This is a genomic window from Paenibacillus germinis, assembly GCF_013141785.1.
Taxonomy (GTDB): Bacteria; Bacillota; Bacilli; order Paenibacillales; family NBRC-103111; genus Paenibacillus_E; species Paenibacillus_E phytorum.
This window is the reverse complement of sequence record NZ_WHOC01000062.1, coordinates 16,622-39,763: the sequence shown is the minus strand read 5'-3', so window position 1 is coordinate 39,763 and position 23,142 is coordinate 16,622. Positions and strand designations below refer to the sequence as shown.

Sequence of the window (23,142 nt, the reverse complement as noted above, 5' to 3'; positions counted from 1 at the left end):
AATAAATGAAAGAGAGGATACGATCATGCAAATCAAAAAGAAAAACGACATTGGTGAGATTTTGGACAATTTTTCATCGTTTGCGAAATGGGACGCTTCAGGAGAGAAACTATACCTAGTATTTGCTGACAACAAACGCGGAGGACAATGGACTTTGATGAACTACTCGGATGATCGTTTCAGCGTTCATGGAGTTGGCCAAGACTATGTAGATGAGAAAGAATCGTTCTTTGAGGAACGTAACAGCGTGGTATCGTTTCTATGGGATAATCGTGCTGCACTCAAAGCAGCGGTCAAACCAACAACCTAGCTTTTGGTTGCTAGGATTAGAACAAGTAAAGAAGGCAAGGAACCTATGGATTAGGTGCCGAGCCTTCTTTCTTTTTGTCCCGAAACTGGCCGGGGGTTAATCCTTCTTGTTTGCGGAACGAACGGATGAAATTTTGCGAATTGTTATAGCGCAGCTTGGAAGAGATATCCTTGATCGGCATATCGGTTTCGGACAGCCATTTCTTAGCCATGTTGAACCGGTAGGTCGACAAGTAGTCACTGAACGAGCAGTTCGTTTCTTTGCGGAAAATACTGCTCAAATAATTCGCATTATAATGCAGCCGGGAGGCGCACTCCTCAAGCGTTAAGTCGGTATCGTAATAGTGCTGCACGAGATCAATTATCTTCTCGGAAATGTTGTGGTACTGGGCATCCTGCCGATCGCGATAAATGCGAATCAGCGGGTGAATGACCTCTGTCCAGAACCAGTCCTCGATTTCGGCTGTCATATGCAAATCCAGGAGCTCTTCGAAGAGGGACCCTTTGCTCGGATGAATCTGATTCAAGCTGATTCCGGATTCCTGCATCACCATGAGCAGGTTGTTGAGCAGCCGTGTCAGTGGAATTTGATATTCTTGCGGCGTTAGCGGAGCTGCGAATACCGCTTGCAGCAGCTGCTTCAGCAGCTCTTTGGACTTATCCTTTTCGGCAAGCTTGATCGCATCGATCAATTCGTTTTCGATAGGCTTCGGATAGTTCAAATTCAAGTAATGCTTGCCTGAGTTAATATTTTCATACTGAATGATGATGCCCTCACCCAGCTTGATGCGATGCTTCAAAGCCTCCAGACCTTCCCGATAGGCAATCGACATCTGCGAGAAAGCGTGAATCGGGAGACTCATCCCAATGCTGACGTGGAGATTCAGGAAGCTGTAGATATGCTGCTGCATCTGCTCGGTTAATGCATATACCGTATTGCGAAAGGCAGCTTCTTCGCTATCGACACTACCAATCAAGGTGACCACGGTTTGGTCAATAATGATGGGAGCGAGACGCTGCTGCGATGGAATCAGTTCCTCGATCATATTGTGCACAGCGAAGAGCAGCAGCTCCATATCCCGTTTTTCGTAACGCGTATTGTCGATAGAATCGATCTGCATCGTGATCACAGACATCGTTTTCCACTCTTCAATGTGCTTGTTATAGCCGAATTGCGCTAGCTTCTCCAACAGCTCGATCTGTTTGATGTGCCCTTGAAAAGCCTTGATTAAGAAAAATGTCCGTACCTGGCCGATATGCTGGTGGACCTCTCTTTCCAGTTGGGACTTCGATTGGAACAAGGTATGGACATGCTCGCTGATCATCTGGAACTCGTTGGCCTTCCGCTTCTGATTCACGGTCACAAGCCCTCCGATTTGGTTTAAAAGAAGCTGGATCGGCGAATACATTTTGCGCGAACCTAGCCAAGCTAGGACCATGGAGAGGAGCAGCATCAGGACGCATACATAGATCGTATAGGTCCCGATTTTACCGGATTCCTTCGTCAAGCTGTCGATGGAAGTCAAGGATAAATAGGTCCAGTTGTTGAGGTTTGAACGCAGGAAGCTGACGGAATAAGGCTTCTCGTTAATATCCGCTGAGAACTGGCCCATTGGCGCCTCTAATTGCTTCAAATCTGTAAGCCCAGCTTCGGTGATGGATTTGCCGATGAGGCTTGCATCCGGGTGCATGAGAATCCGATTCTGCTCATCAATAATCAGGATATCATCTAGATGCTCGGTATCATTTTGAATCAAATCCTGCAGGCTGCAGGCAGGAATGTTAGCCAGAGCCAAGCCATATTTCTCCAGACCGGTGGTGGGCAGCTTTTTAACTAGAGAAATACTGTACTCACAGGTAACGCTTCGCGCATTTTCTTCCGTAAAAAACCACTTGGAGGGATTAAGCGTCCAAACGCTGTTCTCTTGGGTGTTCATAAGGGTCATAAGCTTATCGTAGTAAGGGTAGCTGTCATAGCGGTATAAGCCCGAATTCTTAATCATCCAGTTTTCCCTGGCATTGATCAAGATGACATCTTCCAGCTTGGTATCAAAAGATTGCATATATCGAATTTCGCTGCGCAGGTCATCATACATCATGAAATCGTTTACAGTTAGCGGCATATCCATCGCCTTTTTGAGCACGGTAGAGTTGATGACCTGATTAAGTGTATGGTTGACAGTCGTTAATTTCTGCTCTACATTGGAGTTGATTTGGGTGATCAGCTGCATTTTACCTTCGTTGACATTCTTTTGAATTTCACTCGACGAGGTGACGAAGGCGAAAGCGCCAATGAAGATAACCGGCAGCGTGCTGAGCAGGAACCCGAATATGGTCATTTTGCTAAGAAAACTTAAAGAGCGCATCGCATCCAACACCTATCTATCTTGAGGATGATCATTCAGACTATCTATGTATTGTAGTCAAGACAGGCGTTAAGAGCAATAATCATCTGAGTGACGGATAATCATTTTCTCTGATTCTGACTATAAACACCGCTGTTATAAGGGAGGATCTCTCATGAGAACAAGTTTATATGGCAAGGGTTTCAAGGTTTTTGGTCTTCTTTTGATAGGGCTGCTGATGGTTGCTTTGATCAGTGCTTGTCAGAAAAGCAGCTCTCAAAAGACAGATGATGTGAACGGTGATCATCCCGTTATATCGATTATGGCACCGCTGCATTTTCCGCATCCACCCATCCCTGAATTGGTTCAGGAAATCGAAAATCGTACACAAACGAAGCTTGATCTGAACTGGGTTCCGGACGGTATATATACCGATAAAATGAACACCGCGCTCACCACAAACTCTTTGAAAAAAGCAACCTATGTGAAATATACGGACTATATGCTGATGAAAAATTCGATCCGTTCCGGCGCATTCTGGGATATCGGACCTTACTTGGAGGCGTACCCGAATCTGAAACAGTTGAACAAGGAAATTTTGGGACAGGCAGCAGTCGATGGCAAAATCTATGGCTTGTACACCGAGAGGCCCTCCTCTCGGCAGGGCATTATTATTCGTGAGGATTGGCTGAACAATCTGAAGCTTGCTAAGCCGACGAATCTGGATGAGCTGTATCAGGTATTGAAAGCTTTCACGTTCGGCGATCCCGATCTGAATGGGAAGGTAGATACCATCGGTTTGACGGACCGGAATGATTTGGTTTTCGGCGCGTTCAAAACGATCAGTTCTTATTTCGGTACTCCGAATAACTGGGGGACTGATGGCGCTGGGAAGCTAGTACCTGAGTTCGAAACCCAGGCCTACGTGGACACGATGAACTATATGAAGAAGCTGTATGACGAGAAGCTGATCAATGCCGATTTCGCAGTCACCAGTAAGGAAGTTCAGAGGGATAAACTCATTCGCGGCATTGCGGGCGTCTATATTGGCAGCATGCAGGATGTGCAGCGTCTTTCGGATGAAGCTCAGCTCATGAACCCGAAGGCGAAGCTCACGCTCGTGAACCATATCGAGGGCTCATTGGGTTTTCGGATTTGGTCGATTCCTAATTATAGTGCGCTCTACCTGTTCTCGAAAAAAGCGATTCGTACCGAAGCGGAATTGAAACAGGTGCTGCAATTTTTTGATCGTTCGATGGATAAAGATGTCGCGAACTTGATGAAGTATGGGCTGGAGGGACGTCATTACACAGCCAAAGGGGATCAAGTTCTGCTGACGGAAGAGACGTCCAAGATCCGTGTGAATGAAGTGAACGCGCTGTATGCCCTCATGATTGCCGATCTGAACAATCCGAAGGTCATGCGCGTCTTGGAGAGTGAGTCCTTGTCGCAGCTCGCGGACCGGCTGAGCTTGGACAACGAGAAAAACGTCGTCAAAGACCCGACCGTTGGTCTGGAGTCGAAGACTTACGACGAGCGAGGCGTCGAACTGTATAAAATTGTATCTGACGCAACGTACAATTACATCTTGGGGAAACTGGATAAAGCTGCCTTCCAGCAAGAGATTGAGCGCTGGAAGCGGAACGGCGGCAGCCAGATGATAAGAGAGTACAACGAGGCTTATGGTAAGCGAGGTTGAGGATGGGGAAGATGGGAAGATTGGAAAACCGCTGGCGCTGGTGCGCGGCGGTTTTTTTTGCGTTTGGTAAGCTGGTGGAGGAGATGTGCAGCCACGGTGGAGGCGCGGTCAAGGCTGAGACGATGTTTTTCATCGTTAAAGTTGCGTGTGAGCGCGCACGAGTAAGTGTAGCGATAAAAAACATCGCTACAGTAGCAGTAAGAGTGCCTAACTGGTTAAAGTGCGTGCTGGGACGATGTTTTTCATCGTTAAAGTTGCGTATGAGCGTGCATGAGTAAGTGTAGCGATGAAAAACATCGCTACAGTAGTAGTAAGAGTGCCTAACTGGTTAAAGTGCATGCTGGGACGATGATTTTCATCGTTAAAGTTGTGTATGAGCGTGCATGAGTAAGTGTAGCGATGAAAAACATCGCTACAGTAGTAGTAAGAGTGCCTAACTGGTTAAAGTGCGTGCTGGGACGATGTTTTTCATCGTTAAAGTTGCGTGTGAGTGCGCATGAGTGAGCCGATAATCATCTCCCCGACCGATAATCATCATCTCACATCCCATGCCAAACTGAGCCTACATGAGTAAATGATTATTTCGGCACCTCCCTACGCTCGTGTAGTGTGGAATTTGTAGCACACAACAATTTCGCGGAGGTCTAACCAATATGAAGAGAAAATTAGTCTCGATTCCACTTAGCGTTCTGCTCGTTTCCAGCTTTGCGCTGGCAGCTTGCTCAGACGGGGGGAAGTCAACTCCTGCAGCTACGACTGGTGTGGTGGAGTCGCCTAAAGCAACGGCAGACAACAAACCGACGGCGATCACGATTATGGCACCGCTGAACACAGCGCAAACGCCACCCGATACGATTATTAAAGAACTCGAAAAGTTAACGAACACGAAGTTAACGTATCAATTTTTCCCGGCGGATACGTACGAGGAGAAGCTGAATACAACGTTTGCTACAGGTGCACTGCCGCAAGTCACTTACCTGAAGAACCAGGCGACATTTATTCAAATGAAATCGGCTATTCGTGACGGACAATTTTGGGAAATTGGTCCTTTGCTGAAGGACTTCCCGAACCTGAGTAAATTGAAATCCACGACCAATGATAATACAAAAGTGGATGGCAAGTTTTACACGCTTTATCGCGGTGTAGATATTGCCCGTCAAGGCCTTATCTATCGGAAAGATTGGGCGGATAAGCTGGGATTGAAGCCACCTGCAACAACGGAAGATTTGGTTGCCATGATGAAGGCGTTCACTGAAAACGATCCTGACGGCAACGGCAAAAAGGATACCATCGGCTTAACGGATCGTAACGATCTGATCTATGGCTCCTTCAAAACGGTGGCTACTTGGTTAGGTGTACCGAACAATTGGGGCCTTAAAGATGGCAAGCTGCAGCCTGAGTTCATGTTCCCCGAGTATGTAGCGACAATGGATTACTACAAGAAGCTGCGTGATGGTGGACTTATCAACAAGGATTTCGCGGCTACAAGTAAAACGGATCAACAAAAGCTGTTCACGAATGGTACTGCGGGTATGTATATCGGTGCCATGACAGATGTTTCATCACTCAATAAAGATCTGATCAAAAACGTGCCTACAGCAGTAGTGGATGTGCACAGTATGGTCGCTGGGCCAAGCGGTAATTTCGCAGCATGGGCTCTTCCTGGCTATGCGAACGTCGTTCTGTTCCCGAAATCCGCTACGAAAACAGAAGCTGAGCTAAAGAAAGTCTTGGCCTTCTTTGACAAAATGATGACACCTGAAGTTGCCAATGTTGCAAACTGGGGCATTAAAGATGCTAACTACAGCGTAATCGACAACAAAGCGAAGAAGCTGGATGAAGAAAAATGGACACGCGAAGTCAAGCCTTTCACGGATGCAGCTATTGGTGATGAAGATACTTCCGGCAGATACTTGGGTATTCCTACGATTCCTGCTCAAGGTAAGGCAGATGAACTCAAGATTGCCAACCTGAAGTTTGCTGTGCAGGATCCGGTAGCGGCTCTGGATTCGAAAACGAACCAGGAAAAAGGCGTTCAACTTCAAGATGTGATCAAAGATGCAACGAACAAATACATCTACGGCACGATTGATAAGGCTGGTTTTGATAAGGCTATTGAAGATTGGAAGAGTCGTGGAGGCAGCAAAATTATCGAGGAATACAACGCTGTTTATAAAAAATAATGAGATAGTCGCAAATCATGCAGGTTGAAGGCGGGGAAGGCTGCTGTGTCATCAGTAGCAGTCTTCTCGTTTTGAATGAATCGCCGGAAAGGAAGAAGTCGTATGCAGGAAGTGAATATAGCACAACGTGTGGTGGCTAGGAAACAAAGCAGTGAGCTGGGTAGACGACTATGGAAAAACAAATGGATCTATGTCATGCTGCTGCCGGGAGTCTTATACTTTCTCGTCTTCAAATATATTCCCATGTATGGATTGATCATTTCATTTCAGAATTATAAACCGTTCAAGGGGATTAGCGGGAGTGAATGGGTCGGTTTAGAGCATTTTCGGAGGTTGTTTACAGAGCCCGATTTCTTGATTATTTTAAGCAATACGTTAATTTTATTTGTCATGAATCTCTTGTTTTATTTCCCTATTCCGATTCTTCTGGCGCTCATGCTGAATGAGGTCAAAGGGGATCTTTTCCAAAAAGTATTTCAAACGATCGTCTATCTGCCACACTTTATGTCCTGGGTTATTATCGTCTCGATCAGTTTCGTTATGCTGACGATGGACGGTGGAATTATCAACGATATTATTGAGTTCTTTGGATTTGAAAAGATCAATTTCTTGTTAGCTCCGGAATGGTTTAGACCGATCTATATTCTTCAAGTGATTTGGAGAGAAGCGGGTTGGGGGACGATTATTTATCTAGCAGCGATTGCTTCTATCGATCCTGGGTTGTATGAGGCTGCGCGTATGGATGGTGCAGGACGGATTAGACAAATGTGGCATATTACATTGCCCGCTATTCGAAGTGTTATCATAGTTTTGTTAATTTTGAAAATTGGTGCGGTTCTCGAACTCGGTTTTGAACATGTCTACTTGCTACTCAACTCCATGAACCGAAATGTTGCGGAGATCATTGATACTTTTGTATATACAGCAGGGTTAAAACAAGGGCAGTTCAGTTACAGTGCTGCTATCGGATTGTTCAAATCGTTTATTGGACTTGTGCTGGTTATGTTAGTTAACCGAATTGCCAAGAAGATGGGCGAAGAGGGCGTTTATTAAAGCTTACGAAGTAAGTTTTGCTAAAGCAAAACTCTTAGGAGGTGTACATCATGGTTGAAGATACTACGCTAGCCGGCAGAATGTTTGGCATCATCAATTATTTGTTACTAACGATCATTGGTCTCATTACGCTTATTCCCTTTGTACACGTTGTAGCGGGTTCGTTTACGACCAGCGCGGAAATGGCTGCCAAGAAATTTGTCATCATTCCGACTGACTGGAGCATAGAAGCTTATCGATTCATTTTCTCGACGAATACAATTTTTAAAGCCATGGGCGTTTCGATTGGTACCACGCTTGCGGGAACGATCATTAGTATGTTCATCACAGCCCTGATGGCCTACGGTTTGTCCCGTAAAGACGTGGATGGCAGAAAAGTCATTATGTTCCTTGTTGTGTTTACAATGTTGTTTCACGGCGGATTAGTTCCGACCTTCCTGGTTGTGAAGGAATTGGGGATGATCGATAGCTATGCGTCATTGATTCTTCCTTCTGCGATAAGTGCCTTTAATTTAATTATTTTGAAAAATTTCTTTCAAAACATCCCAGAGGGACTCGAAGAGTCTGCCAAGATCGATGGCTGCAGTGACTTTGGCATTTTGTTCCGAATTGTTCTGCCATTATCGATGCCGGCTATCGCAACCATCTCGTTATTTTACGCTGTGACGTATTGGAACACTTACCTCAGCGCGATTCTTTATCTGAATGAAAGTGCGAAGTGGCCGATTCAGGTCCTCCTCAGACAAATTGTCGTGCTCGCTAGTGGGATGGATGTCAGTGCTGATTTGGATAGCGTCACACCGCCTCCTGCACAATCGATTAAGATGGCTGTTATCGTCGTTGCAACTCTACCGATCTTGTGTGTGTATCCGTTCTTGCAAAAGCACTTTGCTAAAGGGGCTATGATCGGCTCCATTAAGGGATAAGGAAGGGATTTCAATTAATCCGAAAATCTATTTTGACATAGAGAGGGAATTATTATGACTCAACATTTTGTTAAATCACCGATCGAATGGGCACGAGCTGCCTGCGATTCAATTATGAGCACATACACGCCTATGGAGCTGCCGCCTGCTGAGCGCTGGCATTACCACCAAGGTGTTTTCTTATGCGGAATGGAAATGCTGGGGGAAGCTGAACAAGATGATCGCTATGACACCTACATTCAGGCGTATGTGGATGGTCTGATCGACGAAAACGGCAATTTATATTTCGCGCGGGATGAGCTTGATGCCGTTCAAGCGGGGCTTTTGTTGTTCCGCTTGGAAGAACGGACAGGACACAGCAAATACCGAATCGCTGCGGATAAGCTGAGAAACTTGCTGAACACGCTGAATCTCACTTCGGAGGGCGGTTACTGGCATAAAGATAAATATGCCTACAATATGTGGTTGGACGGTTTGTATATGGCGGGTGTCTTCGCATTGAAATATGCGAATGCTTACGGAGATGGTGCATTGCGCTCCACAGTACTGCATCAAGAGAAGCTGATGCGCAAATATATGAAAGACGAAGAGACAGGACTGTTGTACCATGCCTGGGACGAAAGCCGGAAGATGCCATGGGCGAATGCCGAGACCGGCTGTTCACCAGAATTTTGGGGTCGCTCACTCGGCTGGTATGGCCTAGCGGTTACACAATTCCTTGATGAGCTCCCAGCGGACGAACCAGGGCGCGAAGAGTTAGTTAACTCGCTGCGTGATTTCGTTCATGCGTTGATTCGATATCAGGATGCGGAAAGCGGACTTTGGTATCAAATCGTTGATAAGGGTGATCAGCCGGATAACTGGCTGGAGACATCATGTACCAATCTGTTCGTATACACGATTGCCAAAGCAATTAAGCACGGGGTTGTCGGCCAAGAATGTGTGGACGCAGCTGTGAAGGGATATGAAGGACTGATCCGAACACTGAAGTTCGACGAGCGGGAGCGGGTGATATTGCCACTCATCTGTATCGGGACATCGGCCGGCGATTATGAGAACTATGTGACTCGTCCGACTAGTGAGAACGACCTGCATGGCGTGGGCACATTCGTGATGGCGTGTGTAGAAATGGAATCACTCATGAAGTAAGAACCCTAAGGGCTAAATCGAGTTTTGTGCTAAAAAGGCTGGACACATATTCGTGTTCAGCCTTATTTTTAATAAATTTTGCAAATCGTTATTGGCTTTGTCGCAATTTAGGATCTCTGTACGATATTGACTTTTGGTGAAAGTAAGCTGCTACCAGTAGCAAACTGGGTATTACAAATTGTAAAGGAAGTTGAACATAGGTCATGTTAAATTTAAAACCTATAGCTAGGTGCTCGGCATATGTTTTTGTCATGACATGACCAAGAGGGGCTATAATCGCTGCAATCGGAATAAGAACGGAATGGTAACTCTTCAAATGAAATAAATGGGCTGTTCCAACCGCCGCACCATAGATGTAAACACCAACTTTGAAAAACCCCCCTGCTACCATTAGCAGAATAACCACTGCATCGATCCGCTCAAGAAAATCCGCCACCGAGGCCATTCGTATCGTCGACAAAAGAGGATAATTTAACATGCCGTACAACTGAGGTCCAAGAACGGAGATCATGCCTACGATATTAAGGGATAATAAAACTCCTACTGTCAAAACTGCAGTCATCCCCACCTTTTTAAGCTTCGCATTATCTTTTAACGTTGGCCAAATCATCGTGAATACGACTAACTCCCCAAAAGGAAGGCTGGTAAGGGCTGGGAATGACTCTTTCCATACGGTTTTTATTCCTGTACCAAGTACAGGTGTGAGCTGTTTCAAGTCTACAACTCCTGAAGCATAAACGATGATCCATGTGCTAATGGATATTAACAGAACACCGGGAACCACCATTTCTGCCATCCGTCCAAATACTTCAATACCACCGCGGAGCGTATAAATAATGACGGCTACAAAACTTGCAAGAATAAAAATTTCTGGAGTTCCAACTAAAATTGTAGAAAGCATAAGATCGGAGAAATCTCGACTGATCCTCGCAGCTTGAGATGTGAAATAAATAATATAAGTGATACTTAATGGATATCCAATGTACCTACCTGAAATTTTTTGAATGATTTGGATCAAGGAATCATTAGGGTAATACCCAGATAATTTGGTGAAGACGGACATTAAAATAAGCCCCAACACCATGCCTATTAATACGGCGAGCCAAGCATCTTGTTTAGCTTCCGCTCCTAACGCAAAAATGACTGCACTTCCTATTTCAAAAGCTAACATCATAAGAAAGAGTTGTTTGATACCTATTTTCTCTTGATTCATTTCTCCCTCACCTTTTACCAAGTCATCCTATTTGTTTGAATTAGATATCATTATTAGCGTTCGCTTTCTTTTTAAACGAAAGTGTTAGGAATTAGGTATTATTTACCTTCGTTTGTCGAAAGATAATAGTTGGAAATTGCAATTAGAACAATTCGCTTGTTAGAGGAGAAATGATGAAGAATATTCGTAATTTATTTTTTTCCTCCGTGCTCATCGTTTTTATTGGATGGTGTATGTATTTCTACTTACAGGAAATTTCGTCGAAATTGTTAGTCCATCCACAGTTATACACTTTCACTATTTTGGAAATGTTGTTGGCCGCAATGGGAGCTTTCTACATGGTCATTATGGTCGTGATGTCGATCGGTCATCTTTTCGTAATGGTGGTGAAAAAAATAAAGGCTTAATAGTGAGGGAGATTTAGCATGGGAAAAGGAAACCTCATGGAACCATTGAAAAGTGATCCGCTTAGCACGAATCTTTTACAGAATGTAGAGCAATTGAAAACGATATTTGATCGTTCTTCTGATATTGTGTTTAGGGATTTTCAATTGGGTGAGACGCAACAAGGGACGCTTCTTTTTTTAGACGGCCTTGTCAACATGAAATTGATTGATGATGATGTCATAAAACCTCTATTGGAATATGGGAAAAATAATTGGACACAACCTATATGTCGTTATGAGGAAATGGAAAATTTGCTTCGGAATCAAGTGATTTCTGCTGCACAGATAAGCAGTGGGGCCAATTTTCAAGATGTGATAGATCATGTGCTGTCCGGAGATACCGCATTGATTCTTGACGGTGCAGAACGGGCCTTATTCGTCAGTGCAAGAGAGTGGGAGTCCCGAGCGGTTGAAGAACCAGCGACAGAAGCGGTGATCCGTGGTCCTAGGGACGGATTTACGGAAAACCTGCGGACCAATACCAGTCTCATTCGCAGGAGATTGAAAACCCCCCAGCTCAAAATGGAAGCGATGAAAGTAGGACGGTTATCAAAAACAGAACTCGTCATTACTTACTTGGATCATATTGCGGATGATTCTCTGGTGGCGGAAGTTCGTGAAAGAATTGGCAGGATTGACATCGATGCGATTCTCGAAAGCGGATATATCGAGGAGTTAATTGAAGACACTCCGAGTTCCATTTTCCCACAGGTGCAGAGTACGGAAAGACCGGATAAAGTCGTTGGCAATTTATTGGAAGGGAAAGTAGCCATTATCATCGATAATACGCCTTTCGCCTTGTATGTTCCGGTTACCTTTTATGAAATGCTGCAGGCGAGTGAAGATTATTATGGGCGTTTTATGATTTCGACGGCGATCCGTTGGATACGCTTTTTGTTTTTGGTGATTGCCTTGTTTTTGCCATCTCTGTATATAGCTTTATTAACATTTCATCAGGAATTGGTTCCGTCAACCCTGTTATACAGTGTGGCTTCCTCCCGTGAAACGGTCCCGTTTCCGGCTATTATCGAAGCATTGCTAATGGAAATAGCTTTTGAGGGATTGCGCGAAGCTGGTGTGCGCTTGCCTAGGCCGGTAGGACAGTCGGTGAGTATTGTCGGAGCCTTGGTGATTGGTCAGGCCGCCGTTCAGGCGGGCATTGTTTCCGCCCCCATGGTTATTGTCGTATCCATCACCGGTATCGCTTCTTTTATCATTCCCAGCTTTAGCCAGGCGGTCGCGATCAGAATGCTGCGTTTTCCCATGATGTTTTTAGCGGGATCACTAGGATTGTATGGCATACTATTAGGCGTGTTGTTTATTATGAGCCATATGTGCCGCCTTCGTTCATTCGGAATGCCCTATTTGTCACCTCTGGCCCCTTTACATTTTGGTGACTTTAAAGATGTGCTTGTACGGGCGCCTTGGTGGAGTATGACGAATCGTCCGGAAGAGGGCGCAAAAAGAAACCCGCAGCGAATGAAAAGGTCCATGCGTTCCGGTCAGCCGAACCGCAAGGAGTAGGATTTTCTACGGAAGGGTAATGTTGGATGAGAGTACGAATTTTATTGGTTTTAATCCTTCTGATGATGCCGGTTCTCTCGGGCTGCTGGAGCCGGATTGAGGTCAATGACCTTGCATTTGTAACCGCGGCAGGAATCGATAAGATGGAGGATGGCAAAATCCGGTTAGCGCTGCAGGTAGCTATTCCGCGAATGTTAGGCGCCGCAGGCCAAGGGGGCTTTGGTGGGGAGAAAGGCATAGGAACCAAAGCTGTATGGGTCGTTTCAGAAAAGGGGGAAACGATTTTGGATGCCTATCGGAGGCTCCAAGAGAAGCTGCCGCGCCGAATTTTCTTTTCCCATAGCGGTATTATTATTATTGGCGAACAATTGGCTCGAGACGGTGTTTCACCGATACTCGATTTTTTTATTAGACAGCGGGAAGCGCGAATGCGCAGTTATATATTATTCACCAAAGGAGAAGCTGTAAAGATTCTCAAGTTTGTCCCCAAACTCGAAAAAGTACCGTCTGAAATCATGAGAGAGGAAGTCAAACAGCATATTGGATTAAGGATAAACCTGAAGGATTTTGCCCATATGCTAGTGACAGATGGTGTTGAACCGGTTGCGGCCGAAATGGAACTCGTGTCTTCGAACTTAACGAATGCAGAGGATTCCAAGGGGCTATCTCCGTCAAATCTAGAAACTAACCTGTCGCTCAAAGGATCAGCGATATTCAAAAAAGATAAATTAATCGGTTGGATGAATGACATGGAGACAAGGGGGATCCTTTGGCTTCGCAAGGAAATGAAAATGGGTGTTGTCACGGTAAATATTCCGAAGGAAAATGGGAAAATAAGTGTATTAATATTAAACGCTGAGACCCAAATTACTCCGATTTTTAAGGATGGAGAATTAAGCATGGAAGTGAAAGTAAGAGCTGAGAACGAACTTTATGAGAATAACTCCAAATTGGATGTAGGTGATCCTAAAGTGATTCATTTAGTGGAAAATGCACTGGAAGCGGATCTCATACAAAGAATCCAACTGGTACTCGATATGGCACAAAATAAATTCAAATCAGATATTTTCGGATTTGGAATTGCTGTAGAACGAAGATATCCAAAAGAATGGAAGAATAAGTTTAAAGAACAATGGGAGGAGGAATTTCCAAATCTGAAAGTCAATATCAAGGCTGATGTGACAGTAAACCGTACAGGTTTAACGAATAAACCTTTGATTTTGAAAGAAAAGGAGACCGAAAAATAATGAAAATCATCGTGATTGTAGTTCTTTTTGTACTTCTTGCTTCTCGAGATGCGCTCGGATTGATTAGGGACAAAAAGTATCGTAAAGATCTGGTTGTATACAGTTTTTTGATGATGGTAGGGATGACGATGAGTTTTCTTGCTGTTTTCCATGTTTACCTTCCGATCTGGCAGCATGGTTAAAAGGATTATCGTACATCAATAGTAACAGGAAGTGGAATGAGGGGGCTGTCCCAAAAGGGTTATAAACCTTGAGGGATATCTAAAGATGGTTACACGTATCCAAAAGGACTTCTGCCAATAAGGGGAGGTCCTTTTTGGTATCGGTGTTGTTCTTAAGGGAACGACAAGCCGCTAAAGTGGATGAAATGAGCTAAACATTGAATTAGCGGAACGAGAGGGCCTTATCGGATGAGATTTGAGCTATCTGAAGCTAAAAACAACGGAATAGCGTCTATACGTTCCACTTTTGCATGAATTAAAGCATATTTCACGTAAATAGCGTCTATACGTTCCCTTTAGTTGAAGCGTACCATTGATATTTGGATGTATGTATCCATGAAGAAGCTGTCTCTCTAATTTATTTATCATTTTCGGGACAGCCTCCTTCATGTTTCTAACTTAAGATCAACGATAATTAAGGAATCCCGAATAAACCAAACTATGGTAGAATAAAACCTAAATAATAGAAATACACATAGATTCAGAGTTTGCTAGGGAGCTGATTTGTCGATGGTCAAGCCGTATTTTGCGCTGAATCAAGAAGTCCGCATTCATTATCTAGTCTCTTCAAGCGACACGGGGAACACTCCGTTAGTTTATATACCTGGCATGCTGGGGTCTGCAGAGGAGTTCTTTTTTTCAGCCTTTAACGATAGAGAATGTACAGCCATCAGCCTCAGGGGGCGCGGGAAAAGTGATTCACCGAAGACCGGATATACGTTTAATGATCATGTCGCCGATATGGAGGCCGTGATTTCTCAGAGGCAGGCAGATTCAGATAGCTTCGTTTTGATGGCTTTTTCCAGAGGAGCTGCTTATGCGATGGGATTTGCTATTCAGAGATCCGATCTGCTGAAGGGATTAATCATATGTGATTTTCCTGCGCAGTACCCCGCATTTAGCACAGAATGGCTGCAGCGATGTTTAGCTAATCCTCACACCAATTCCGACGTGGTACAAGCTATATTTGACGAAACGGAAGAGGTTGATCTGTGGGATCAGCTCAAGGCAATCGAGTGCCCTGTTTTAGTTATCCGCGGTGGAAAAGATGGCTCTTTCTTAACTGAAGCAGATGCAATGCGCTATCAAAATCATCTCAAACACGTGGAGATCGTCGTCTTCGAGAATTCCAGCCATGCTCTTTGGGAACCGGACGAGGCCCGTTTTCGACATACGATTCAACATTTTCTAGAACAAATAGATGCACACAAATAAACGGATTTGCCGGAGCGCGCCATCAGGGGGTACAGGATATGAAAAGAACGTTAGCCGTAAGCGATATACATGGCTGTGTGTATGAATTCAAGCAATTACTCGATAAAGTAAATTTTAATGCCGAAGAAGACCAGCTCGTGCTGCTTGGTGATTACGTGGATCGAGGGCCGCAAAGTCGGGAAACCGTGGAATTCGTTATGCATTTGGTGCGAGAAAAGGGAGCGATTGCGCTCAAAGGGAATCATGACCAGCGGTTCGTGGATGTTCTGGGGGACGTAGATTCACTTACGGAAATGAAGTTTTTTGAACATGGAGGTATCCAAACGTTTAAAAGCTTCTGTGGTACCGAGGAGCTTGATTTGAAGCAATCGAAAGAACGAATCCGAGCAAAGTTCAGCGATCATATTTCATTTCTAAACAATCTTCCGTATTATCACGAGGACGAGACTCACATTTATGTTCATGCTGGGCTTAATCCTACATTTTCGGATTGGAAAACCCAGCCAGAAAGGGACTTTATGTGGATTCGAGCTCCTTTTGTCCAGCAGCGAACCGTCGTTAAAAAAACAGTCGTTTTTGGGCACACGCCGGCAAAGGATATACATGGGAAAGCAGATGTTTGGTTTGATCGTGATAAAATCGGCATCGATGGCGGCTGCGCATACGGTTTGCAAATCAATTGCTTGGAAATCAAGGGCAGAAATCAGTACAAGACCTATTCGGTTGCTTCCAAAGGAAGTTGGAGATAATCGATGGGATAGCATCGGACTAGCCTTTTAGCAAGAAAGATCAAGAACCGTTATTTTAAATAGCTTACACTGTGTTTAGAATGCTGGAGGGGGCAACCGATGGACACCGATTACTTTGTGCAGATTCAGAAGACTTTGGATTATATTGAAAATCACCTATCCGAGCCTTTATCTGTTGCTTGTTTAGCCCAAGTCGCTTGTTTCTCTGACTTCCATTTTCATAGAGTCTTTCAAACCATGGTGGGAGAAGCTGTGATGGAGTATGTTCGGAAAAGAAGATTAGCGAGCGCGGCCTATCAGATCGCACATACGGAGAAGAAGTTAGTCGATATTGCCCTCGACAATGGGTTCCAGTCCCACGAGAATTTCACTCGAGCATTTAAAAAAGTTTTTGAACGTACGCCGCTAGCTTACCGTAAACAAGGTATATTGACACCAGTTTATGCGAAAGCGAATGTGCTGCAAAGAAAATTCAACCCCTACTTAGGAGGAATTCGAATGGAATATCAACTGAAGACGAAGCCTGCTTTTAAACTGATTGGCTATGAACTGAAAACGTCCTGCAAAGAGGGAAGAAACCATCGTGAAATCCCCGCATTCTGGGGCTCGTATCTACAAGAGGGCAAGGGGAATCGCATTCCCAATCGTGTACATGCAGATTCACAAGTTGAGCTGGGGATTTGTACGGATTTCAACATGGAGACTGGGGATTTAAGTTACATTATCGGGATGGAAGCGACAGATTTTGAGGGTGTGCCTGCAGATCTGGTGTGCAGAGAATTTCCGGAGGCAAGGTATGTGGTGTTTACGACACCTAAGGTCACTCAAGATCAATTCGTTGCATCCATTCAGAGCACGTGGAAGTCCATTTTCGAAGAATGGTTTCCTCATTCCGGCTATGAACATGCAGGTGGCGCGGAGTTCGAACTGTACGATGAACGCTGTAACCCATCCAAAAATGAGCTCATCCAAATGGACATTTATATTCCGATTAAGGAAAAATAGAGCTGCATGCTTGTAACAAATGGGAATCATTTGTAACCAAAATGAAATCTGGTTTTCATCTGGCTTTAAGGTTCGGAGCCTATACTGAAATTCGACCCCCTTTTTAAATATATATACTTGAAGACCCGCAGCCCGTTGCTGTGGGTCTCTTTTTTTGCGTCTGGGCTTGGGGAGCGGGCTTATGTGGCCACTACCTCCCATCATTGTACTCAAATAAGCTCGCTTTCACCGCCAAGGGACGGAAACCTAGGTAAACCGCCCGCGCTACCGTATTCCTTAGTTGCTGTCACCTTAGGAAAATGAACCTAGTTTAAGTAAGGTGACAGGGTAATTGTTAAGAAAAGACAGCAGAGCAAAACGTGTCTATTTGCAAGTAAGCGGTGGCAGGATACGATGATATCGCCGGCACAACAGCAGGCTCACATTTGGAAAGGGTGAACACAACATGGAGGAAAGAGTGACCGGCTTACATAAGAAGCTAAGCCAGCGGAAGCCAATTCCAACCAAGCCGATTCCGTCCACATTCCGAGGCCGCTTGATACGGGATCGACATTTGTATCTGATGCTTCTGCCTGTGATCGGATTTTATCTATTATTTAAATATGCTCCGATGGCCGGCGAGATTATTGCCTTCAAGGACTACCGATTCGCCGACGGCATCTTCGGCAGTAAGTGGGTAGGGCCTAAGCACTTCATAAGCTTGTTTCAAAGCATCGATTTCTGGAGAGTGCTAAGAAATACGCTGCTGCTCAATGTGTACAGCCTTGTTTTTGGATTTCCGGTACCCATACTGCTCGCGCTTCTGCTTAATGAAGTACGCAAGGAATGGTACAAACGGACCGTTCAGAATCTGCTTTACTTACCCCATTTCATCTCATGGGTTGTCCTTGGGGGTATCTTCATTGCTATGCTTTCACCAAGCACGGGTGTTGTTAATTTGGTGCTGACGAAGGTGTTTGGTATTGAGCCTATTTATTTCATGGCTAGCTCCAGCTGGTGGCCTGTTGCTTACACCTTATCAGGCATATGGCGGGAAGCGGGCTGGGGCACGATTCTTTATCTAGCTGCAATGGCTTCTATTGACCCACAGCTGTATGAGGCGGCCAAGATGGACGGCGCATCCAAGCTGCGTCAGATTTGGCATATTACATTGCCCGGCATTCGCAGCACAATCGCTATATTGCTCGTTCTCCGCATGGGGCACATGATGGATGTGGGGCTTGAGCAGACACTGGTCCTCCAGAATATGTCCGTCCTGGATGTTGCGGATGTAATTAGTACATACGTGTACCGTGTCGGTTTGCAGAATATGAACTACAGCTATACGACGGCCTTAGGGTTGTTCCAATCCGCAGTTGGCCTGATACTGGTCGTAGGCGTAAACAGATTGACTCGAGCGTTCGGAGAACGGGGGTTATGGTAAGCGATGCAAAGTTTATATAAAAAGCAATCCCTTTTATCCCGTCTTGGTACGTCAGCTAATTATGCGATACTCGGCTTTCTTTCGTTAATTGCCTTATACCCGTTCTGGTATGAGGTTGTATCATCCTTCAGCAGCAGCAGGGCTATTACAGCGGGTGAGGTGACATTGTGGCCGGTCGAATTCAACGCGGAGGCCTATAAGCGTCTTTTCCAGGATGGGCAGCTCTTTGTAGCGATGTGGAATACGGTGCTAGTAACCATAGTCGGTACAGCGCTCAATATGACACTTACTTTACTGGCGGCGTATCCGCTTTCCAGACGAAGACTGATGGGGCGTAATGGGCTGCTCATTTTCATCACCTTCACCATGCTGTTCGTTTCGGGCGTAATCCCGAATTTTATACTAGTTAAATCCTTAGGCCTTATGGATACCTATTGGGCGTTGTGGCTTCCCTCATTAATCAGTACGTACAACATGTTTGTGATGAAAACGTTCATGGAAGGCTTGCCGGAGGAAGTGGAGGAATCAGCATCTATTGACGGCGCAGGGGACTGGCGAATTCTGCTTCAAATCATTTTACCGTTATGCAAACCGATCATAGCTGCCATTTCACTCTTTTATGCCGTAGGTTGGTGGAATTCATACTTCAATGTATTGCTGTACGTTACCAAAACAACCAAGCAAACCTTAACGCTTAAGCTCTATCAAATGATCCTGCAGGTGGATCAGAATTTACTGGATCATGCATCCGGTAGCGAGGGTGTTGCGGAGATGACGCTTACTCCCGAAGGGATTAAAGCAGCAGCGATTGTCATTGCAGTCACGCCTATTCTAATCGTGTACCCGTTCTTGCAGAAGCATTTTGTCAAAGGCGTCTTGATTGGATCGGTCAAAGGCTGATATCTCGGGGCAAATAGTCCTTGATATATACCACACAATATTTAGGGGGATGGAACCATTGAAAATGACTAAACATGCGTGGAAACCAGTTCTTGCAGCAAGTATGTCTTTAGCAGTACTAGCCGCTTGCAGTACTAATACGACTACAGAGGGTGGCAGTTCAGCAAAGCCTCAAGGAAGTGCAGCTGCTACAGCAACAGCGGCCGGTCCGAAGAAAGAGATCAGCATTTCCGCTTTTGATCGTGGAACAGTAGCCGCTGAGGAAGGCAGCTACGAGAGCAACCGTTGGACAAAGTTTATGAATGAAAATTCGCCGGCAAAGGTAACCTGGGTGCCAGTACCTCGTGCGCAGGCTCAACAAAAGCTGAGTACCCTGGTGGCTTCCGGGAGCGCACCTGATCTCATTTGGGAGTATGACCGCAACTATATTGCGCAACTGGCAAACCAAGGTGCTATACAACCGGTAGACGGTTTCATCGAGAAATATAGCACGACTATGAAAAAATATCTGCAAGAGCATCCTGAGCTTAAATCAGCATCAACGATTAACGGCAAAACGTATGCGGTCACCAGCAGTCGAAGTATAGAGGGAATTGCCAACCATGGGATGTGGATTCGTCAGGATTGGTTGGATAAACTGGGCTTGAAGGCGCCAACGACAACGGAAGAATTGATCGAGGTGGCCAAGAAGTTTAAGGAAGCAGATCCAGACGGTAATGGTAAAGCGGATACAGTTCCTATTGTGTTTAATGGTAACGGTGTGCAAATCATCAGAGCTCTCTTTTTCGTGAATGAGAATCAATGGTATTTGGAGGAGGGCAAGCTCAAGTTTGGCAGAACGTTGGATCGTTATAAGGATTCTGTCGCCTATCAGAAATCATTGTTCGATCAAGGCTTGTTGGATAAAGAATATATCACGGATAGCAACTTCCAGCGCGCACGTCAAATGTTGACTACTGGCAAGGCAGGTATTTATTTTGCTAGTTGGGATATTCAGAACGAATTCATGGATCTCAAGAAGAACGTACCGGATGCCAAGATGGTTCCATTGGAACCAGTAGCTAGCAAATATGGAAAAAACGGCTTGTATCAGGAGCTTCCGGCGAATATTCTGGTAGCCTTTAACAGTAAAATGAAAGAGGATAAAATCGAATCAGCCGTTAAATTCCTCGATTGGATGATGGAGAAAGGCGATATGTCGATGAAGTTCGGCGAGGAAAACGTCCATCACAAGCTAGTGGATGGCGTGATTCCGCAAAAAATCGACGCTGATAAATTCCGTAAGGAAGTTGGCTATGCTGCTGAGTATGCGATTGTAACTGATTTCAGCCTGAAAGCCGAGTGGTTCCCGGCCATGGCTGCTCAGGATGCACTTTCCCAGGAATATGCCAAATTGAAAACACAGTCGCTAGGTGTGGCACTCAAAAACAAATACCGCAGAGACATAGCCTTTAGCCCGGATATTCCGGAAGTAAGCCAACTGATCGCCACGTTCCATCCGATTGCTACGCAAATCGAGGTGAAAGCCGTAACTGGAGGCAGTGCATCAACCCCAGAGGCTGCTATGGAAGAGTCGCGTAAAGAGTGGAAACGTCTTGGTGGAGATAATGTTGAGAAGCTTGCACAAGAGTGGTATGAGAAGAATAAAGAGTTCTTGAAATAATCAGTGCACGCCCAATATGTATAACTGAATCTGTGGGAAGGCGGCTTGCTTGCGTAGGCTGACCTTCCCGTCGTTCTATAAACCCAATTGGAAGGATTGTTCAGCATGAGCGTAAATGAGACTATTCTTGATCATAAAGCACTTTTGATAAAGGCAATCACAGCCAAAGAAAGCGAGTACGATTCTCGGGTTTGTATGCTTCGTCGTCCTTTTCATAGCCCGGGGTATCATACCAGGCTAACGGTGAAGGATCACCCGACGACTCATCCGACTTATCAATCGCTGCTCTATGCGGTTGGTTTGCTAAATACAGAAATGAAGGAATATGAACAGAGGGCCTATGATATCATTGGCCGCCTGTTATCTTTGCAGGACCGCAATCCGCTAAGTGATACCTATGGGATATGGCCTTGGTTTTATGAAGAGCCGCTTACACAGATGGCTCCTCCTGATTGGAATTGGGCAGACTTTTGCGGCAAGGAGCTGCTTCTTGCGGTACTGCGTCACGGTCATAAGATGCCTGAAGCGCTGAAAGATCAGATCCGAGAATCGGTAAGCTTTGCATGCGACGCGATCATCAAACGGAATGTAGGACCGCACTATACGAATATTGCGATTATGGGGGCATTTGTGACCTTAATCGCTGGTGAGGTGTATGATCGGAAGGATTATGCTGATTATGGGCTGGAAAGGCTAGAGAAGCTGCAGCAATATACAGCCAATCTAGGGACCTTCCAAGAATTCAACAGTCCTACCTATTCTGTCATTGCCATTGTGGAGCTGTCCAAAATTCGCGAGTATTCTCTCAATTCTCGTGCGAAGGACATAACCGCCGAATTGTTAGACATGGTCTGGCGAATGGTGGTGGAGCATTATCATCCGGTCTCCCAGCAATGGGCTGGTCCGCACAGCCGCAGCTACAGTACGTTACTGACGAATAAGGCCAAATCCTTCCTGCAAGTGGCAACAGATAATAAGCTGGTTTTCTTTGCCTCTGACGATTTGGATTATGATGCGGAATGGTTTGGCAGTGGAATCCAATGTCCGAAACCATATATTGAGCAATTTGCCCGAGTAGAGGTGCGTGATCTTAGGCAGCCTTATTATCGCAATGAGGAGACCGGATTCGTAAAATGGGCGGAGACTTACATCACGCCGCAGTATGCGATCGGAGTGTTTAGGAAAGAGATCATGTGGAATCAAACAAGAGGGATGGTCGCTTATTTCGATAATAGCGGTCAGCCGACCTATCTGCAAATGCGCTGCTTACATGATGGGTACGATTATTGCTCGGCAGTTCTCAGTGTTGCAGCGAGCTGCAACCATCTGCTGTTAGGCGTAAACTTTCTGACGAACGGCGGGGATACACACCCGAATTTGGATCGTATTCAAGGCCGTATAGAGGCAACTGATTTCCGGATTCGCATGGAATTTGGTGGTTGCTTGGAGCGTATGAGTATAGAGCAGGAAGGTGCTGTAGCACAAGTGCAGATCAATGGACTGCCTCTACGCTTCGAAAGCTTATATGCTGCCTTTGAGGGTACTGGAGAGAACCAACTACGCTGCAGTGACAAAAGCGTATCCTCCGCTACCGCCGGTTGGAACTGGGAATGGAGCAAACAGGGAGACACCTATGGACTGGATCTGGTTATTTACACAGGTGAGCGGCAAACCATAGACTTCCAAGCTATGGACAAAGCTGCGTTTTTATTCTCGTTAGCTATAGGTGACTCAGTAAAGGAATTGCCTCTGATTGTCATTGAAGAAGAAGCTGACCAAGTGATTGCAAGGCATGCTGACAATCGTGCGGACGGTTCGCAGCAACAGCTGTCTATCTCCTTGAAGCCGAATGACAAGCACCCGAACTAAGGA

General features: G+C 45.3%; 20 protein-coding genes. 18 read left to right on the top strand and 2 right to left on the bottom strand.

Features of this window, described 5'->3' with window-relative positions:
- Positions 1-25 precede the first annotated feature (25 nt).
- Positions 26-310 carry a hypothetical protein gene (locus tag GC102_RS11890; protein ID WP_171689725.1) on the top strand — a complete coding sequence of 95 codons (285 nt, stop codon included), beginning with the start codon at positions 26-28 and terminating at the stop codon, positions 308-310.
- Between the two features lie 43 nt (positions 311-353).
- Here GC102_RS11890 and GC102_RS11885 read toward each other — a convergent pair whose 3' ends face one another.
- Positions 354-2,675, bottom strand: coding sequence for an AraC family transcriptional regulator (locus GC102_RS11885; protein ID WP_171689724.1), 2,322 nt, complete (start codon positions 2,673-2,675; stop codon positions 354-356).
- Between the two features lie 154 nt (positions 2,676-2,829).
- On the opposite strand from GC102_RS11885, the gene GC102_RS11880 reads away from it, so the two are divergent.
- The 6 genes from GC102_RS11880 (at position 2,830) to GC102_RS11855 (ending at position 9,664) form a co-directional block, all read left to right on the top strand.
- Complete coding sequence (locus GC102_RS11880; RefSeq protein WP_171689723.1) at positions 2,830-4,353, top strand: extracellular solute-binding protein; 1,524 nt, start codon at positions 2,830-2,832, stop codon at positions 4,351-4,353.
- Positions 4,354-4,364: 11 nt separating this feature from the next.
- Positions 4,365-4,631: a hypothetical protein gene (locus tag GC102_RS11875; RefSeq protein WP_171689722.1), complete on the top strand. Its 267-nt coding sequence runs from the start codon at positions 4,365-4,367 to the stop codon at positions 4,629-4,631.
- A gap of 375 nt (positions 4,632-5,006) precedes the next feature.
- Entirely contained in the window at positions 5,007-6,536 is a 1,530-nt protein-coding gene (locus tag GC102_RS11870; RefSeq protein ID WP_171689721.1) for an extracellular solute-binding protein, read from the top strand.
- A 102-nt stretch (positions 6,537-6,638) separates the two neighbouring features.
- Entirely contained in the window at positions 6,639-7,589 is a 951-nt protein-coding gene (locus tag GC102_RS11865) for an ABC transporter permease (protein ID WP_171689720.1), read from the top strand.
- A 50-nt stretch (positions 7,590-7,639) separates the two neighbouring features.
- On the top strand, positions 7,640-8,515 hold the full coding sequence (locus tag GC102_RS11860) for a carbohydrate ABC transporter permease (RefSeq protein ID WP_171689719.1): 876 nt from the start codon (positions 7,640-7,642) through the stop codon (positions 8,513-8,515).
- 54 nt (positions 8,516-8,569) lie between these two features.
- On the top strand, positions 8,570-9,664 hold the full coding sequence (locus GC102_RS11855) for a glycoside hydrolase family 88/105 protein (protein WP_171689718.1): 1,095 nt from the start codon (positions 8,570-8,572) through the stop codon (positions 9,662-9,664).
- A gap of 88 nt (positions 9,665-9,752) precedes the next feature.
- Here the strand turns inward: GC102_RS11855 and GC102_RS11850 are convergent, their stop codons facing one another.
- A complete protein-coding gene (locus tag GC102_RS11850) occupies positions 9,753-10,877 on the bottom strand; it encodes a GerAB/ArcD/ProY family transporter (RefSeq protein WP_171689717.1) in 1,125 nt (374 codons plus the stop codon).
- Positions 10,878-11,047: 170 nt separating this feature from the next.
- Here GC102_RS11850 and GC102_RS11845 point away from each other — a divergent pair, with 170 nt between their 5' ends.
- From GC102_RS11845 to GC102_RS11795, 11 genes are all read left to right on the top strand, one after another.
- Complete coding sequence (locus tag GC102_RS11845; RefSeq protein ID WP_171689716.1) at positions 11,048-11,284, top strand: hypothetical protein; 237 nt, start codon at positions 11,048-11,050, stop codon at positions 11,282-11,284.
- A gap of 18 nt (positions 11,285-11,302) precedes the next feature.
- Positions 11,303-12,847, top strand: a complete 1,545-nt coding sequence (locus GC102_RS11840; RefSeq protein WP_171689715.1) for a spore germination protein — start codon at positions 11,303-11,305, stop codon at positions 12,845-12,847.
- A gap of 26 nt (positions 12,848-12,873) precedes the next feature.
- The gene (locus tag GC102_RS11835) at positions 12,874-14,094 is read left to right on the top strand and encodes a Ger(x)C family spore germination protein (RefSeq protein ID WP_171689714.1); all 1,221 of its coding nucleotides are present in this window, start codon (positions 12,874-12,876) and stop codon (positions 14,092-14,094) included.
- Positions 14,094-14,276 (top strand): hypothetical protein, encoded by a 183-nt coding sequence (locus tag GC102_RS11830; RefSeq protein WP_171689713.1) that lies wholly within the window; start codon positions 14,094-14,096, stop codon positions 14,274-14,276. The genes GC102_RS11835 and GC102_RS11830 overlap by 1 nt, the downstream gene beginning before the upstream one ends.
- Before the next feature lie 549 nt (positions 14,277-14,825).
- Positions 14,826-15,530, top strand: a complete 705-nt coding sequence (locus GC102_RS11825; RefSeq protein ID WP_171689712.1) for an alpha/beta fold hydrolase — start codon at positions 14,826-14,828, stop codon at positions 15,528-15,530.
- Positions 15,531-15,568: 38 nt separating this feature from the next.
- Positions 15,569-16,279 carry a metallophosphoesterase family protein gene (locus tag GC102_RS11820; protein ID WP_171689711.1) on the top strand — a complete coding sequence of 237 codons (711 nt, stop codon included), beginning with the start codon at positions 15,569-15,571 and terminating at the stop codon, positions 16,277-16,279.
- Between the two features lie 99 nt (positions 16,280-16,378).
- Positions 16,379-17,284, top strand: coding sequence for an AraC family transcriptional regulator (locus GC102_RS11815; RefSeq protein WP_171689710.1), 906 nt, complete (start codon positions 16,379-16,381; stop codon positions 17,282-17,284).
- A gap of 445 nt (positions 17,285-17,729) precedes the next feature.
- Positions 17,730-18,707, top strand: coding sequence for an ABC transporter permease (locus GC102_RS11810; protein WP_171689709.1), 978 nt, complete (start codon positions 17,730-17,732; stop codon positions 18,705-18,707).
- A 3-nt stretch (positions 18,708-18,710) separates the two neighbouring features.
- Positions 18,711-19,607 carry a carbohydrate ABC transporter permease gene (locus tag GC102_RS11805; protein WP_171646042.1) on the top strand — a complete coding sequence of 299 codons (897 nt, stop codon included), beginning with the start codon at positions 18,711-18,713 and terminating at the stop codon, positions 19,605-19,607.
- A 64-nt stretch (positions 19,608-19,671) separates the two neighbouring features.
- Positions 19,672-21,270, top strand: a complete 1,599-nt coding sequence (locus tag GC102_RS11800) for an extracellular solute-binding protein (protein ID WP_171689751.1) — start codon at positions 19,672-19,674, stop codon at positions 21,268-21,270.
- Between the two features lie 105 nt (positions 21,271-21,375).
- Positions 21,376-23,139 (top strand): DUF8769 domain-containing protein, encoded by a 1,764-nt coding sequence (locus GC102_RS11795; protein ID WP_171689708.1) that lies wholly within the window; start codon positions 21,376-21,378, stop codon positions 23,137-23,139.
- The last annotated feature ends 3 nt before the right edge of the window (positions 23,140-23,142 follow it).

What these genes read in the sequence shown, in the direction of transcription:
- GC102_RS11830 (WP_171689713.1), top strand. Translation starts at nt 14,094, where the DNA reads ATGAAAATCATCGTGATTGTAGTTCTTTTTGTACTTCTTGCTTCTCGA.
- GC102_RS11850 (WP_171689717.1), bottom strand. Translation starts at nt 10,877, where the DNA reads ATGAATCAAGAGAAAATAGGTATCAAACAACTCTTTCTTATGATGTTA.
- GC102_RS11855 (WP_171689718.1), top strand. Translation starts at nt 8,570, where the DNA reads ATGACTCAACATTTTGTTAAATCACCGATCGAATGGGCACGAGCTGCC.
- GC102_RS11865 (WP_171689720.1), top strand. Translation starts at nt 6,639, where the DNA reads ATGCAGGAAGTGAATATAGCACAACGTGTGGTGGCTAGGAAACAAAGC.
- GC102_RS11860 (WP_171689719.1), top strand. Translation starts at nt 7,640, where the DNA reads ATGGTTGAAGATACTACGCTAGCCGGCAGAATGTTTGGCATCATCAAT.
- GC102_RS11885 (WP_171689724.1), bottom strand. Translation starts at nt 2,675, where the DNA reads ATGCGCTCTTTAAGTTTTCTTAGCAAAATGACCATATTCGGGTTCCTG.
- GC102_RS11820 (WP_171689711.1), top strand. Translation starts at nt 15,569, where the DNA reads ATGAAAAGAACGTTAGCCGTAAGCGATATACATGGCTGTGTGTATGAA.
- GC102_RS11870 (WP_171689721.1), top strand. Translation starts at nt 5,007, where the DNA reads ATGAAGAGAAAATTAGTCTCGATTCCACTTAGCGTTCTGCTCGTTTCC.
- GC102_RS11835 (WP_171689714.1), top strand. Translation starts at nt 12,874, where the DNA reads ATGAGAGTACGAATTTTATTGGTTTTAATCCTTCTGATGATGCCGGTT.
- GC102_RS11845 (WP_171689716.1), top strand. Translation starts at nt 11,048, where the DNA reads ATGATGAAGAATATTCGTAATTTATTTTTTTCCTCCGTGCTCATCGTT.
- GC102_RS11805 (WP_171646042.1), top strand. Translation starts at nt 18,711, where the DNA reads ATGCAAAGTTTATATAAAAAGCAATCCCTTTTATCCCGTCTTGGTACG.
- GC102_RS11840 (WP_171689715.1), top strand. Translation starts at nt 11,303, where the DNA reads ATGGGAAAAGGAAACCTCATGGAACCATTGAAAAGTGATCCGCTTAGC.
- GC102_RS11795 (WP_171689708.1), top strand. Translation starts at nt 21,376, where the DNA reads ATGAGCGTAAATGAGACTATTCTTGATCATAAAGCACTTTTGATAAAG.
- GC102_RS11810 (WP_171689709.1), top strand. Translation starts at nt 17,730, where the DNA reads ATGGAGGAAAGAGTGACCGGCTTACATAAGAAGCTAAGCCAGCGGAAG.
- GC102_RS11880 (WP_171689723.1), top strand. Translation starts at nt 2,830, where the DNA reads ATGAGAACAAGTTTATATGGCAAGGGTTTCAAGGTTTTTGGTCTTCTT.
- GC102_RS11815 (WP_171689710.1), top strand. Translation starts at nt 16,379, where the DNA reads ATGGACACCGATTACTTTGTGCAGATTCAGAAGACTTTGGATTATATT.
- GC102_RS11890 (WP_171689725.1), top strand. Translation starts at nt 26, where the DNA reads ATGCAAATCAAAAAGAAAAACGACATTGGTGAGATTTTGGACAATTTT.
- GC102_RS11875 (WP_171689722.1), top strand. Translation starts at nt 4,365, where the DNA reads ATGGGAAGATTGGAAAACCGCTGGCGCTGGTGCGCGGCGGTTTTTTTT.
- GC102_RS11800 (WP_171689751.1), top strand. Translation starts at nt 19,672, where the DNA reads ATGACTAAACATGCGTGGAAACCAGTTCTTGCAGCAAGTATGTCTTTA.
- GC102_RS11825 (WP_171689712.1), top strand. Translation starts at nt 14,826, where the DNA reads ATGGTCAAGCCGTATTTTGCGCTGAATCAAGAAGTCCGCATTCATTAT.